Annotated in this window: 17 protein-coding genes; 7 read left to right on the top strand and 10 right to left on the bottom strand. The window is 65.3% G+C overall.

The genetic code is table 11. The features are described from left to right. Positions 1-7 precede the first annotated feature (7 nt). The 5 genes from ACLB6G_RS09765 to ACLB6G_RS09745 form a co-directional block, all read right to left on the bottom strand. Positions 8-553, bottom strand: coding sequence for a cupin domain-containing protein (locus ACLB6G_RS09765; protein WP_410355983.1), 546 nt, complete (start codon positions 551-553; stop codon positions 8-10). Continuing rightward, a complete protein-coding gene (locus ACLB6G_RS09760; protein ID WP_410355982.1) occupies positions 550-1815 on the bottom strand; it encodes an FAD-dependent oxidoreductase in 1266 nt (421 codons plus the stop codon). Before ACLB6G_RS09760 ends, ACLB6G_RS09765 begins: the two co-directional genes overlap by 4 nt. Positions 1816-1818: 3 nt before the next feature. Then, entirely contained in the window at positions 1819-2580 is a 762-nt protein-coding gene (locus tag ACLB6G_RS09755) for an ABC transporter permease (protein ID WP_410355981.1), read from the bottom strand. Positions 2581-2679: 99 nt separating this feature from the next. Beyond that, positions 2680-3654: an ABC transporter substrate-binding protein gene (locus ACLB6G_RS09750; protein ID WP_410355980.1), complete on the bottom strand. Its 975-nt coding sequence runs from the start codon at positions 3652-3654 to the stop codon at positions 2680-2682. A 32-nt stretch (positions 3655-3686) separates the two neighbouring features. Continuing rightward, a complete protein-coding gene (locus tag ACLB6G_RS09745; protein ID WP_410355979.1) occupies positions 3687-4466 on the bottom strand; it encodes an ABC transporter ATP-binding protein in 780 nt (259 codons plus the stop codon). A gap of 321 nt (positions 4467-4787) precedes the next feature. Here ACLB6G_RS09745 and ACLB6G_RS09740 point away from each other — a divergent pair, with 321 nt between their 5' ends. The 6 genes from ACLB6G_RS09740 to ACLB6G_RS09715 are packed head-to-tail and all read left to right on the top strand — an operon-like array spanning position 4788 to position 8617. Continuing rightward, entirely contained in the window at positions 4788-5114 is a 327-nt protein-coding gene (locus ACLB6G_RS09740; protein ID WP_410355978.1) for a hypothetical protein, read from the top strand. A gap of 2 nt (positions 5115-5116) precedes the next feature. Next, positions 5117-5335, top strand: coding sequence for a recombinase-like helix-turn-helix domain-containing protein (locus ACLB6G_RS09735; protein ID WP_410355977.1), 219 nt, complete (start codon positions 5117-5119; stop codon positions 5333-5335). Positions 5336-5352: 17 nt separating this feature from the next. Next, entirely contained in the window at positions 5353-6405 is a 1053-nt protein-coding gene (locus ACLB6G_RS09730) for a Rieske 2Fe-2S domain-containing protein (protein ID WP_410355976.1), read from the top strand. After that, entirely contained in the window at positions 6405-6815 is a 411-nt protein-coding gene (locus tag ACLB6G_RS09725; RefSeq protein WP_410355975.1) for a RidA family protein, read from the top strand. Before ACLB6G_RS09730 ends, ACLB6G_RS09725 begins: the two co-directional genes overlap by 1 nt. Before the next feature lie 5 nt (positions 6816-6820). Continuing rightward, complete coding sequence (locus ACLB6G_RS09720) at positions 6821-7777, top strand: PDR/VanB family oxidoreductase (protein WP_410355974.1); 957 nt, start codon at positions 6821-6823, stop codon at positions 7775-7777. 15 nt (positions 7778-7792) lie between these two features. Next, positions 7793-8617, top strand: coding sequence for an IclR family transcriptional regulator (locus ACLB6G_RS09715; RefSeq protein ID WP_410355973.1), 825 nt, complete (start codon positions 7793-7795; stop codon positions 8615-8617). Positions 8618-8695: 78 nt separating this feature from the next. Here ACLB6G_RS09715 and derI read toward each other — a convergent pair whose 3' ends face one another. From derI to ACLB6G_RS09700, 3 genes are read right to left on the bottom strand one after another with little or no spacing between them, the layout of a single operon-like run. Continuing rightward, entirely contained in the window at positions 8696-9151 is a 456-nt protein-coding gene (gene derI, locus ACLB6G_RS09710) for a D-erythrulose-4-phosphate isomerase (RefSeq protein ID WP_410355972.1), read from the bottom strand. Positions 9152-9166: 15 nt separating this feature from the next. Beyond that, on the bottom strand, positions 9167-9937 hold the full coding sequence (locus ACLB6G_RS09705; RefSeq protein WP_410355971.1) for a triose-phosphate isomerase: 771 nt from the start codon (positions 9935-9937) through the stop codon (positions 9167-9169). Continuing rightward, positions 9934-10707 (bottom strand): DeoR/GlpR family DNA-binding transcription regulator, encoded by a 774-nt coding sequence (locus tag ACLB6G_RS09700; protein WP_410355970.1) that lies wholly within the window; start codon positions 10705-10707, stop codon positions 9934-9936. Before ACLB6G_RS09700 ends, ACLB6G_RS09705 begins: the two co-directional genes overlap by 4 nt. A gap of 194 nt (positions 10708-10901) precedes the next feature. Here ACLB6G_RS09700 and fsa point away from each other — a divergent pair, with 194 nt between their 5' ends. Further along, entirely contained in the window at positions 10902-11555 is a 654-nt protein-coding gene (gene fsa, locus ACLB6G_RS09695) for a fructose-6-phosphate aldolase (RefSeq protein WP_410355969.1), read from the top strand. Between the two features lie 23 nt (positions 11556-11578). Here fsa and ACLB6G_RS09690 read toward each other — a convergent pair whose 3' ends face one another. Together ACLB6G_RS09690 and ACLB6G_RS09685 are read right to left on the bottom strand one after the other, a co-directional pair. Next, positions 11579-12736 (bottom strand): iron-containing alcohol dehydrogenase, encoded by a 1158-nt coding sequence (locus tag ACLB6G_RS09690; RefSeq protein WP_410355968.1) that lies wholly within the window; start codon positions 12734-12736, stop codon positions 11579-11581. A gap of 43 nt (positions 12737-12779) precedes the next feature. Continuing rightward, positions 12780-13712, bottom strand: a complete 933-nt coding sequence (locus ACLB6G_RS09685; RefSeq protein ID WP_410355967.1) for a TIM barrel protein — start codon at positions 13710-13712, stop codon at positions 12780-12782. Positions 13713-13720: the final 8 nt, after the last annotated feature.

Below are 13720 nucleotides of genomic sequence, written 5' to 3'. Positions count from 1 at the left end.
GCCTTTCTCAATTGCGCTTGATCTTGGCCAGCGGATGCTCCGGCGGATAGGTCGGCGTCACCGGCTTGGGATTGCCGATGATGACGCACATCAGCGCCTCCTCGATGCCCTCGTTGACGAGGCCGCGATAGACGCCGGGCGGCACCGAGATGATGTCGCGCTCGGTGAGAACGGTTTCCACCATCTCGCCCTTGTGTTCGATCATCAGGCGGATCTTGTGACCGCGCAGGATGAAGAACACCTCCTCGGCATCGGTGTGGATATGCAGCGGACCTTCACAGCCGGCCGGCAGCACCATGGTGGAAAAGGTGAAGTGCTCGGCCGGAATGACATTGCTGTCGCTCTTCACGCCCGTGGCGCCGGTGCCGATGTAGCGCATCTGCGCGCGGCGGTATTTCGGATCGTAGTCGGCCTGGAACTTCAGCGCGTTCCAGTCGAGCTTGCGGGTCTCGTAGCGTGCGACGCGGCTCTCGATCCAGTCGGCAAGGCTCATGCCTTCCGGGATCTGCACATCGTCGGGGTTGATGGTCGGCATGGTCGGGGCAGCAGTCATGATACACCTCCTGGGGTTTCATAAACGGGGTTTTGTCCGGTCGGCGCGCCCTTGCCCTGAAGGGCGCGAATGGCAGTGTCCGTCTCGCGCCGGAAGGCTGCGAGCCGGGCATAGAAATCGTCCACGGCGGCTTGCGCCTCGCGCCGCATCCGCGCGTCGCGTCCGGCAAGCGCTGCCGCGTCCTCGCGCGCGCCGGCCTCGCCGACGGCCCGGGAGACGTCCTGCACGAAGCGGCAGACGGGCGCCCTGAGGCAACCGAACCGGTCGAGCGCGGCATCGACGTCGTCCGTGGCGGCCAGCAGGCGGGCGAGTACCACCCCGTCCTCCATCGCCATGGCACCGCCTTGCCCCATGAAGGGCGTGGAGGCATGCGCCGCGTCGCCGATCAGCAGGACCCGGCCGCGGTGCCACGGCAGCGGCAGCACCACTTCCTCGACAGCGGTATAGAAGACTTCGCTGTGCGGCCCCGTGTCGTCGAGGAAGGACCGCGCCAGGCCATCGAACTCGGCGAAGCGGGCACGCATCGTTTCAGGCCAGGCCGCCGGATCGAAGCGGTTTTCCTTCGGCTCGGCCACGGTGCCGAATGTGTAGAGCCGGTCGTCGCTGATCGGCATGATGCCGAACCGCTTGCCCGGTCCCATCAGCATGATCTTGTCGGTCAGTCCGGCCGGTCGCTCATGCACCGCCCGCCACACCCCGAAACCGGTATGGCGCGGCTCCACTTCGATACCTGCCATCGCGCGCATCGCGCTGCGGATGCCGTCGGCACCGATCAGCAGGTCGGCGGTTGGCGCCCGCCTGTCGCTCAGCCGCGCGGTCACGCCGTCGGCGCGGTTGTCGATGGCGCTGACCGTGACGCCCAGTTCCACCGGGACACCGAGCGCCTGCATCCGGGCGGCCAGGATCCGGTGCAGTTCCGCCCGCTTGATGCCGAGGATGGCCGGGACGCCCGGCCGCTCGCCCGGCGGATAGGTGACATCGACGATCGGGTTTCCGCGATGGTCGAAATAGGCGTTGCGCCCGCCCGGTATGGCGAAGCCGGCCTCCAGGATGGCATCGAGCACGCCGAGATCGGCCAGGCTTTCAAGCCCGTTGGAATAGACGAAGATGCCGGAGCTGAGGAATCGCCATTCGCTCTGCTTCTCCACCACGCGCACGCGGTGTCCGTCCCGCGCAAGCGCGATGGCCGCGGCGCAGCCGGCAATGCCGGCGCCGGCGACCAGTACGTCAAGACGGGTTCCGGAGAGGGCGGCGCGCGCCATCGCTCAGTGCTCCGCCTTGGGGATGTAGTGCAGCAGGCGCCTCTCCGCCCAGGTCACGGCGGAATAGAGCACGATGCCGATCAGGGTGAGCAGCAGGATGGCGTTGAACACCATGGCCGCGTTCGCCTGTCCTTCGCCATAGGAGATGAGGAAGCCGAGGCCCGTATTGCCGCCCACCAGTTCGCCGACGGTCACGCCGATCACCGCCAGCGTGGAGCCGATGCGCAGGCCCGCCAGCAGCGAGGGCAGCGTGGACGGGAACTCGATCTTGCGGAAGATCTGCCAGCGCGTGAGGTTGTAGGCGCGCGCCAGGTTGATGATGTCGCGATCCACAGTCTTCATCGCCTGCAGCACGTTGACGAGGATGGGGAAGAAGACGATCAGGATCGTCACAAGCAGCTTCGGCCAGAACGTGAAGCCGAACCACATGATGAACAGCGGCGCGAAGGCCACTTTCGGCGCGATCTGCAGCGCCAGGATATAGGGCGAGAGCACGCGCTCCCAGAAGGTCGACATGCCGAGCAGGTAGCCGATCACCGCGCCGAGAAAACTGCCGACGGCAAAGCCGATCAGCGTCATGACGAAGGTCGAGAGCGTATGGCCCGCAAGGTTGTCCAGCCGGATGTTGCGGATCAGTTCCTCCAGGCACTGGCTGGGCGTGGGAATGATGTAGCGCGGCACGCCCAGCGCCGGCGGGACGAACTCCCACACCAGCAGGAAGATGAGGGCAACCACGAGTGTCGTCATGAGAACGGTGTTTTTCATCGGTCCCGGTCCAGCAGGCGGAAAAGGTTTCGCGGCAGCCAGGCCGCAGGGCGGGCATGGGACGCGGCATGCTGGCCGCGCCCCTTGCCGGTCAGCCCGTCACTTGGCGACGAACTGGTTGGTGTAGGTGTCGGCGATCGGCACCGCCTCGCGGACGATGTCGTTCTTCAGGTAGAAGTCCTGCACCGCCTTCATGCGCGCCTCGTCGAACATGCCGAAGGTCTCGGTATCGGTGCCGTAGACGAGGTCGATATAGCCGCGCATGATGCCTTCCATCACCTTTTCCTTGCCGGCATGCTGCGGCACGGCGGCGACATAGTCCTTGGCAGCCTGCTCGGGATCGTTGATGACATCGACATAGCCCTTGATGGTGGCCTGCACGAAGGCCTTCACCAGTTCGGGCTTCTCCGCTATCATCTTGTCAGATGCGATGATCGCCTGCGCCATGGCCGGGAAGATGTCGTTGATCGGCACCATGCCGACGTCGATACCGGCCGCGCGCACCGCGCCCGCCCACTCGACCGTGCCGGACATGGCCTGCGTGTCGCCGGAAATCATCAGCTGGATGATGCCGGCCGGGCCGACGGCCTGGATGTCGACATCGTTTTTCGTCAGCCCGACGCTCGCCAGCGCGGCGAGCAGGTTGTAATAGGTCGTGTCCTGGAAGGACAGCACGCCGACGGACTTGCCCTTCAGGTCCGCCAGCGAATTCACGCCGGCATCCTTGCGCCAGTAGATCTGCGTCAGCGCCTTGGCCCCGAGAACGGCCACCCCGCGGATCGGCAGGCCATTGGCCCGCACGATGATGGCGGTGTCACCGATGCCGCCGCCAAGTTCCGCATTGCCGACACCAACCTGCTTGGCCACGTCGGCGCCGCCCTTGCCGACCTGGAAGGTCACGTCCAGTCCGGCATCGGTGTAATAGCCCTTCGCCATGGCGATCTTGAAAGGCGCAAAGGCCGGCAGGAAGTCCGGCGCCGGGAAGAGATAGGTCATTTTCTCCGCGGCCGTCGCGGCCCCGGCCATGGCCGCGAGCGAGACGGCCGTCACGATGGTTCTGAAAAGCTTCTTCATGTTCACCCTCTTTGTTTTTCCGATGGTTCGGTTCACGCGAGTTCTTCCTGGTCCTTCAGCTTCAGGATCTCGAACATCCGGTTGATGTAGACCTGTGCCTTGGGATTCTGCCGCCGCGCCGTGGGATTGCCCCGGTCCGGCAGGTCGACCCTGATTTCCTCCACGATGGTGCCCGGCCGCTGCGACAGCACCAGGATGCGGTCGGCCATGAAGGCGGCCTCGGCCAGGTCGTGGGTGATGAGCAGCGTGGTGATGTTCTCCTGCTCGATGGTGGCCGCGAAATTCCGCTGGATGATGATCTTCGTCTGCGCATCCAGGGCGGAGAACGGCTCGTCCAGCAGGATCACGGCCGGGTCGATGACCAGCGTGCGGGCCAGCGCCGCGCGCTGGCGCATGCCGCCGGAAAGCTGGTGCGGATAATAGTCGCCGAACCCGTGCAGGTGGCAGCGGTCCAGCATGGCCGCGGCCCGCTCGCGGCACTCCGCCCGGCCCACGCCGCGCGCCTCCAGCCCGAAGCAGACATTCTGCTCGATGGTCCGCCATGGCAGCAGCAGATCCTTCTGCAACATGAAGCCGACATGGGAATTGGGCCGCGTGACCAGTTCGCCCGAGACATGAACCTCGCCGCTGGTCGGCTGGTAGAGACCCGCCGTCATGTTGAGCATCGTGCTCTTGCCGCAGCCCGACGGACCGACAATGGCGACGAACTCGCCCTCGTCGGCGGTGAATGAGACATCCTTCAACGCGGTCAGCAGCGTACCGTCTTCCTTCGACCCGAAGGCCTTGGTCACGTTGCGGTATTCAAGCGCCATGGCCGCTGCCTCCGGCGGCGGCCAACGCCCCTGCCCGTGCTGCCGTCTTCGTTGCCTTCGGATCAGACACGTCCGCTTCCCTCGCGTTATCTGTTCATTTTTGAACAATCTGTTCTTGATTGAAATGCTATGACGAGATTTCCGATCTGGCAAGACATAAATGAAAAATCCGTTCTCGTCAGAACAAGAGCCCGTTTACCAGCTTTGTCTAGAATCTGTCCTTCCAATTGCCTCTTTACAGGCCGCCGCTTTCCTCGTAGCATTGTTTCAATAATGATAAATTGTTTCATATTTGGAACAACACCGCATCAGGAGGGGCAGGTGAACGCATCCGGCGAGACGATGTTGATGACCGTGTTCCTGAAACACGACCAGTCGAACAATCTCGATGCCATCCAGACGAGACTCAAGCAGGCCGACTGGTGGGAACGGTTTCCGCCCGAAGGCGTGGAGATCGTCTCCTGGGTGGTGGCCATGGGCTTCGGCCAGATCGTGACGCTGCGCCTGCCGCCCTCCAAGCTCAATGTCGTCAATGTCGAACTGGAGCGCTCCGCCTGGGGCGTCTTCGAAACACAGTGCTTCCCGGCCTACGATTTCGTGCCGGTCCGGGAGATGATCCGCGAACGCGTGCGCAACGGAGGAAAGTGACGATGGCCGAACAATATATCGTGGTCCACCAGTCGAGGGACCGGGACCCCACGGAGTATGAGGACCTGCTGGCCGACGCGCTGGAAAAGGCCTTCGCCGCCGGCGTCACCGATGTCGACGGCATCGTCTCCAGCCTGATCGCCGATGCCGTGCCCTCGCCCGGCGGCCGCCCCTGGACCAGCGAACTGGTCCTTTCCGAACTCAATCGCCTTGGCGCGTGACCCCGAGGAGCCTGACCATGCTCGACACCCCCAGGAATGATGCTCCCGTCACCGACGAGATGATCGAACAGCGCCTCAAGGTGGGGCTGCGCAACCAGTGGTGGGCCATCTGCCCGTCGCATTTCGTCAAGGACCGCCCGGTTTCGCTGTTCCGTCTCGGCTACCGGATGGTGCTTTGGCGCAAGTATGACGGTTCCGTCGCCTGCCTTGAGGATTTCTGCCCGCATCGCGGCGCGCCCCTGTCACGCGGCATTGCCGTGGATGACCGTATCGCCTGCGGCTATCATGGCGTGCAGGTGGACGAGAACGGCGTCGCGGTTTCCGTGCCGGGAAGCCCCGGTTGCAAGCTGGAAGGCATGCGCTGCGTGCGCACCTTCCCGATCATCGAGCGGTTCGGCGTCATCTTCGCCTATGTGTCCGACGACGCCAACCCGAACCCGGACCCGGCGCCCTTCGTCGCGCCCGAGCAGCTCTCCGACCCTGAATACAGCCATTTCCTGAACTATGCGGAATGGAAGGGCGACTACCGTTTCGTCATCGACAATGTCATGGACCCGATGCACGGAACCTTCCTGCACAAGCAGTCCCATTCCATGAATTTCGGCGACACCACCGCGAAATTCGTCATCACGGACACTGACAACGGCTTCATCTTCGAGAAGGAAGGCCAGCGCAGCGTCAACTTCGACTTCTCCGAATGGGGCGAGACTGGCATCCATTGGCTGCGCCTTGAAATCCCATATCCCAAGACCGGCGGGCCCGGCGGCAATTTCCACATCGTCGGCATGTATACGCCGATCAACGAGCGCATGGCGGCGATCTTCCACTGGCGTTGCCGCAAGGTGGACGGCTGGCAGCGCGATGCCTGGCGCTTCCTCTACAAGAACCGTCTGGAGGAACGCCACCACCACGTGCTCGAACAGGACCGCGTGATGCTGGAGGACATCCTGACCGACCCGCGCGGCCGCGAGATCCTCTACCAGCATGACCTGGGCCTCGTGCGCGTGCGCCGGCGCATGGCGTCGCTCGCCCGCGAACAGCTCGAAGCCGAACGGCAGGCCCGCGCCTGATGGCAGGCTTCAGGAAGATCGACTGCCCGGAGGTGCCGGAACCGCCCGGCGCCTCCTGGTCGAACGGCCTCGTGATCGGCCGCGAGATCGTCCTGTCCGGCGTGACAGCCCGCGGCCGCGACGGCAAGGCCATCGGCGGCGCCAGCATGGAGGCCCAGACACGTGCCTGTCTCGACAAGGTCTTCGCCCAGGTGAAGGCGGCTGGCGGCCATCCCGGCAACGTCTACCGCCTCGTCATCTACGTCACCGACATCGCCCGCAAGGACGAGGTGAACACGGCGCGCAAGGCCGCCTTTGCCGCCACCTACCCGGTCTCGACACTGGTCGAGGTCTCCGGGCTCGTCTTTCCCGACCTGCTCGTCGAGGTGGATGCCTTCGCCAATCTCGACGTCTCGCTGCAACAGGACTGAACGCCATGACCGACCACACCGCGCGCAACATGCGCGTCCACCGGATGGAATGGGCCGCCCGCGACGTTCTCGAAATCGAGTTGCGCCTGCCCGATGGCGGCGATGTCCCCGCTTATGAGCCCGGCGCCCACGTCGACCTGGCACTGCCCAACGGCATCACCCGGTCCTATTCGATCAAGGGCGATCCGGGCTTGCGCGACCGCATCACGGTGGGCGTCGGCCTGGATGCGGCCAGCCGCGGCGGATCGTCCTTCATCCATCGCACGCTGCGCGTCGGCGACGTCATTCCCGTTGCCGGTCCGCGCAACCATTTCCCGCTGGTCGAGGACGCGCCGAAGGTCGTTCTGATTGCCGGCGGCATCGGTGTGACGCCCATGGTCTGCATGGCGCGGCGGCTCGCCGCCCTTGGACGTGATTTCGATTTCCACTACGCGGTGCGCTCGGCCGACCGGGCCGCCTTCCTGGGCGAATTGCAGGCACTGGACATTGCCCCTGTCCTCCATGTCGACGAGACCGCCGGCGGCCCCATGGATGTTGGCGCAGCGATTGCCGGCCAGCCGGAAGGAACGCATTTCTACTGCTGTGGTCCCGCCGGCATGCTTGCCGCTTTCGAGGCTGCGACGGCGCACCTGCCGGAGACCCATGTTCACGTCGAGTATTTCTCGCCCAAGGCGATCGAGGTCGAAGGCGAGGACCGGGCCATCACGGTTGTGCTCAACAGGGCCGGCAAGACCATCGAGGTGGCCGCCGGCGAGAGCATCGCCTCGGCCATCCAGCGCGCCGGCGTTTCCGTCGACACCTCCTGCGAGGATGGGATTTGCGGCACCTGCGAAACGCGCGTACTGGACGGCGTTCCCGATCACCGTGATTCGGTTCTGACCAAATCGGAACAGGAAGCGGGCAAGACGATGATGATCTGCGTCTCGCGCTGCAAGGGCGAACGGCTGGTCCTGGACATCTGACGAGAACGGCAAGGCATGAGCGACACGGCGGAAATCGAAGCCACGGCCCGGGAGGAAAAGGACCCCTATCTGGTCCCCGCACTCCAGCACGGGCTGCGCATCCTGATGCTGTTCTCGCGTGAGCAGCCGGTACTCGGCGCGCCGGACATCGTGCGGCAACTGGCCCTGCCGCGCGCCTCCGCCTTCCGCCTGCTGCACACGCTGGAGCAGATGAACTTCCTCGTCGCCGATGGTGACCGCAAGTTCCGGCTCGGGCCGGCCGTTCTGGGGCTCGGCTTCGGCTACCTCGTCTCCGATGACCTGGTGGACATCGCCCAGCCGATCCTGCGCCGCCTGCGTGACCAGACCGGCCTGTCCAGCCACATGGCGGTGCTGGACGGCAAGGAAGTGGTCTATGTCATCCGCCACGCCGCCCGCTCCACCATTGCCAGCAGTGTCCAGGTGGGCACCCGCTTTCCCGTCCACGCCACGGTGATGGGACGGATGCTGATCTGCGATCTGACACAGGCGGACCTGCGCGCCATGTTTCCCGAGGACCGCCTGCCGCCCTTTTCGCCGCAGACCCCGAAGACGGTTGGCGAACTGGCCTTCATGCTGCGCGGCGACCGCGAACGCGGCTATGCCGTCAGCCAGTCCTTCTTCGAGAAGGGTGTCTGCACGGTGGCAGCACCCGTGCGCGACGGTTTCGGCCAGACGGTCGCCTCGATCAATGTCACGGCTGTCGATTCCTATGTCGAGGAGGCCCGCCTGCATGGCGAACTGAAGGACGCGGTGCTGGAGGCTGCCCGCATGATCGGCCTCTGGCTCAGCCCCGGCGGGCCGGGCGTGCAGGTCGACTGAGGCCGGTCATCTCCGGCCGCCGGCATAACATGGACACCGGCGGCCCGGTCAGGTCCCGGGAGGGGATGAAGGAACGCCTCAGCGCGCGTTGTATTTCGCGTCGACCTCGTTGATCGCCTGGACATTGCCCGCCGAACGGCCCTCGGGATCGAAGGTTTCCTTCAGGAAAGCATCGGCAATCGCCTTGGCCAGTTCCGGTCCGATCACGCGCGCGCCCATGGTGATGATCTGCGCATTGTTGGACAGCGCGGCGCGTTCGGCCGAATAGGTGTCGTGGCATTGGGCGGCGCGAATGCCCGGCACCTTGTTGGCCGACATCGCCACGCCGATGCCCGTGCCGCAGATCAGTATGGCGCGCTCATAAGTGCCGTCGAGCACGGCGTTGGCGACCCGGTCCGACAGGTTGGCATAAAAGGCATCCGGCCCGGCTTCGGTGCGCGAGATCTCGTCCACCTCGTGCCTGTCCTTGAGGTAATCGGCCAGCACCCTGGCCAGGCCTTCGCCCGCGCTGTCTCCGGCAACGGCAATCTTCATGGTCCTGTCTCCTTGTCAGTTCGATGTGGCGCAACACGCCAGGATGTCGAGATAGCCCTCGACATTCCAGGCAGCGCGCCCGATGAAAAGCCCGTCCACATGCGGGCATGAGATGAGTTCGGCGCAATTGTCCGGATTGACCGAGCCGCCATAGAGGCAGGGCACCCGCCGCCCGAGTACATCCTGCGCAACGGCGATGATCTCGCCTTGGCGGGCGTCGGCATAGTCGCTTGTTGCGGGAATGCCGTTTACCCCGATCGCCCAGACCGGCTCGTAGGCCAGCAACACCAGCGCCTGTTTCTGCTCATCCGAAAGCCGGCTCAGCGCGCCGCGCACCTGCGCCTCCAGCACTTCCTTCGCGCGGCCCGCCTCCCGCTCGGCCAGCGTCTCGCCGATGCAGACGAGCGGGATCAGCCCGTGGCGCACCGCCGCCTCCACTTTCAGTCCCACCGTCTCGTCGGTCTCGCCGAAATGCTCACGCCGTTCCGAATGGCCAAGCTCGACCATGTCGAGCCCGCAATCGGTCAGCATGACCGGGGAAATCTCGCCCGTCCATGCGCCTTCATCGGCCCAGTGCATGTTCTGCGCACCGACCTTGACCGAGGTTTGGGCCAGGGCCCGCTTGACCTCGCGCACCGCCGTGAACGGGGGAATGACAAAACGCTGGATGCGCGGATCGCGCCCGCCGTCTGCCGCCGCCAGCGCTTCGGCGAAGGCCATGGCCTCGGCCAGCGTCTTGTTCATCTTCCAGCTTGTGCCGATCCACAGCGGCGATGGTCCGTTCATGCGTCATCGTCCTTGGCGATTGTGAGGGAAAGCCCGGCGCGCTCCAGCGCTTCGCGCGAGCCCGCGTCGGGCATGTCGTCGGTAATGATCGCGTCGAAGGCCGCAAGGTCGGCCAGCACGTGCAGCGCCGTGCGCCCGAAACGGGCATGGTTGACGAGCAGGCAGCGCCGATGGGCCGCATCCATCATGGCGCGCTTGGCCCGCACCACCGCCTCGTCCATATGAAAGGCCTGGAGACCGGAAACAGCCGGGGAGGAAATGAAGGCAATGTCGGCGCGCATCCGCGCCAGCGCCTCTTCCGTCACGATCCCGAGAAAGGCGTTGAACTTGGACGAATAGACCCCGCCCGTGGCGATCAGCGTGATTCCCGCCTCGCCGCGCAACCGGTCGATCACCGCGCCATTGTTGGAGATGACGGTTAGCGGCCGCTTTTCCGGCAGAAGGCTGCCGAGCAGCCCGGCCATCGACCCGTCATTGACCATGACCGTCATGCCCGGCTCGACCAGTTCCAGTGCCGCGCGGGCCATGCGGGCCTTCGCCCCGGCATCCTGGCGCTCGCGCACGCGGAAATCGCTCTCGAATTGCGTGCCGGCCTCGATGGTTGCGCCGCCGCGCACCTTGCGCAAGAGGCCCGCTTGCTCAAGATCGTCCAGATCGCGGTGGATCGTCATGCGCGAGACGGCGAAGCGCTCGGCCAGCGCGTCAAGCTCGACCGCCCGGTCCTCGACCAGCAGATCCATGATCGCCTGCCTGCGCTCCTCCCGCTTCACGCCGTGTCTCCGAAACCGGTTTCAATGACGGTTTCATAACCGGTTTTCCCACACAATCAAACCAAATAATGTTATTTTGTGATTTTTGGTTGCGAAACATCACATTTTGCCCTATCGCCTTGCCGCGCCGGAACACCGGACCAGACCAATGCCGCCGCCCCCTATCGCGGCCAGCACCTGCAAGGAAGAAAACCATGAAGTTCTTCGCCGACACCGCCATCGTGGACGAAATCCGCGAACTGAACGATTACGGCCTGCTGGACGGCGTGACGACCAATCCGTCGCTGATCGCCAAGTCCGGCCGCGACTTCAAGGACGTGATCGCCGAGATCGCGGCGCTGGTGCAAGGGCCGGTCTCGGCGGAAGTCGCCGCCATGGATTTCGACGGCATGGTGGCCGAGGGTGAACATCTTGCCGCCATTGCCGGCAATGTTGTCATCAAGCTGCCGCTGACGCTGGACGGACTGAAGGCGTGCCGCCATTTCTCGCGGAAGGGCATCCGTACCAATGTCACGCTGTGCTTCTCGGCCAACCAGGCGCTGCTCGCCGCCAAGGCAGGCGCGACCTTCATCTCGCCCTTTGTCGGGCGCCTCGATGACATCCACATTGACGGCATGGACCTGATCCGCGACATCCGCGTCATCTACGACAATTACGGATTCCAGACGGAAATCCTCGCGGCATCCATCCGCTCGGCCAACCACGTCAGGGAAGCCGCGCTCGCCGGAGCCGACGTGGCGACCATCCCCGCCGGCGTCATCAAGGGCCTTGCCCGCCATGTCCTCACCGACAAGGGGCTGGACCAGTTCGCCAGGGACTGGGCTGCCAGCGGCCAGTCGATCCTCTGACGAAAAAGAAGCCTTCGCGCCGGTCAGCCGGCGGCCAGCATTACCGCGTCCAGATCGGCGGCTGACAGGGCCGCCGGATTGGCTTTCATCGACGACGACGTCGCCGCCGCTTCCGCCGCACTTGTCCGGATGCCGGCATCCACGCCCATGGCTGACAGTACCGGCAGTCCATTGTCACGCGACCATTGCGCCAGCACGGACGCCGCCGTTTCAAGCGACATGCCCTCCGGCAGGCCGAAGGCCTTTCCGATCCATCCGGCCACCTGGTCGAACCGCGCGATGACCGCCGGGTCCTCCACCGCTCGCCGGTTGGCGACCAGCACCGGCGGCAGCAGCACGCCGCAGATCGCTCCATGCGGCGCACCCGCAAGCCCGCCCAGCGGACCCGCCAGGCCATGCACGGCGCCAAGGCCCGCATTGGCCAGCGCCATTCCGCCGCACAGGCTCACCCAGGCCATCTCGTCGCGCGCGCTGGCGTGCTCGCCCTCCATCAGGCGCTTGAGCGCGTGAAGGCCGCGGGGGATCGCATCGCGGCACAGGGCATCCGTCATCGCGTTGGCGCGCGTGCACAGATAGGGCTCGATCACCTGCGTGATTGCATCGAGGCCCGACGCCAGCGTGACGTCGCGCGGGCAATCGTCGGTCAGCGCCGGATCGACAATGGCAATGTCGGGCAGCATGCGCGGGTCCCGCAGCGAGACCTTGCGCCGGTGTTCCGGCACGCCGATCACCGCGTTGCGCGTCACTTCCGCCCCGGTTCCGGCCGTGGTGGGCATGGCGATGAAGGGCAATGGCGGCGTCTCCAGCGCCATGCCCTTGCCGACCACTTCCAGGTGATCCATCATCGGCCGCGACGCCGGCGCCAGCGCCGCGATCGCTTTGCCCGCATCGACCACCGCGCCGCCACCGAAGGATACGACGACTTGCGCGCCGCTCTCGCGCGCCAGCGCCACGCCCGCCTCGATCAGGTCCGTATCCGGTTCCCCCGCCACGGAAAAGCCGGTGACCCGGCAGCCCTCGGCCACAAGCCCGTTCGCCAAGGCAGCGCTGCGCCGCGGGTTCGATCCATGCACCAGCAGGACAGACGTGCCGAAGGCGGCGATGCGCTGCGGCGCGGCCTCTGCCTGCCCGCGCCCGAACAGGATTTCCGTGGCGGTGCGAAAGGAAAAGCTCTGAGTCATGGCCGGCCCGGCGGGCACCCCTCCCTTGTTGGCGAATCGCCCGTCAGAGTTTCAGGCTTTCCGCGCCCGTGTCGATATGCGGCGCCCAGAAAGCGACGCTCTCGGCAATCTGCGGAATGACCTCGCGGTCATTCGGTTCGCGCTCCTTGAAGCTGAGTTCAAGGCAGATCTCGTTGTCGACGGCCCCGCCTGCGGCCAGAGCGGCGAGCAGCGGTTGAGGGTGGATGCGCCCGCGCGCATTGAACTCGGCGGTGAACGGACGGTGGCCGCCCTTGTCCATCAGGCTCTGCTTGATGTGGATGATCGGCGACACCTTCGGTACGGCGCGCGCCCAGGCATAGGGGTCGTAATCGTCCGGATTGGCCGAGGTCACGTCGCCATGGTCGATATCGGCCATCATCCACATGGGCACCGCCATGTTGGCGGCCGTCAGCCGGTCCTGCAGCGCGAGACAGGCTTCAATCGTCTCGCCGAACTCGCGGCCCACGCTCATCGGCTCCCAGAACACGTAGGACAGACCGGCCGCCTTGGCGTGCTCGGCGACTTCCGCCCAGCAGTCGATGGCAATGCGGATGAGGTCTTCGCGCCGCTGCGGGTCGTCATAGTCGCGATAGGTGAAGATGGCGAACTGCGTGCCCACCGTCACGCCGCCCAGATCGCCGATGATATCGGCGAAAGTCTTGAACCAGTCGACGTAGTAGCGCCGCACCTCGGCATCGGGATGACCGAAATGGTTGAGCCGCCCATAGGGGCCGGTCATGCCGCTGGTGATCCGCACGCCCGTGCGCTGGCAGGCCATGTCCATCTGCCGTGTCAGCCGGCGGATGACCGGCGCCGGCCAGGACGGGTTGATGAATTCATGCGTCAGTTGCAGGTCGCGCAGGCGGATGTCGCGCGCCACGGTTTCGATCAGGTCATCAGGCTCGGCGAAGCGGTTGACCAGCGGATTGGTGTTCAGCGACAGCGTCAGGCCCATGATGCGGC

Origin of the sequence: Zhengella sedimenti (assembly GCF_046506625.1) — a bacterium.
Classification (GTDB): Bacteria; Pseudomonadota; Alphaproteobacteria; order Rhizobiales; family Rhizobiaceae; genus Zhengella; species Zhengella sedimenti.
Note: the sequence above shows the minus strand (reverse complement) of the source record. Positions and strands in the feature narration are given on the sequence as shown.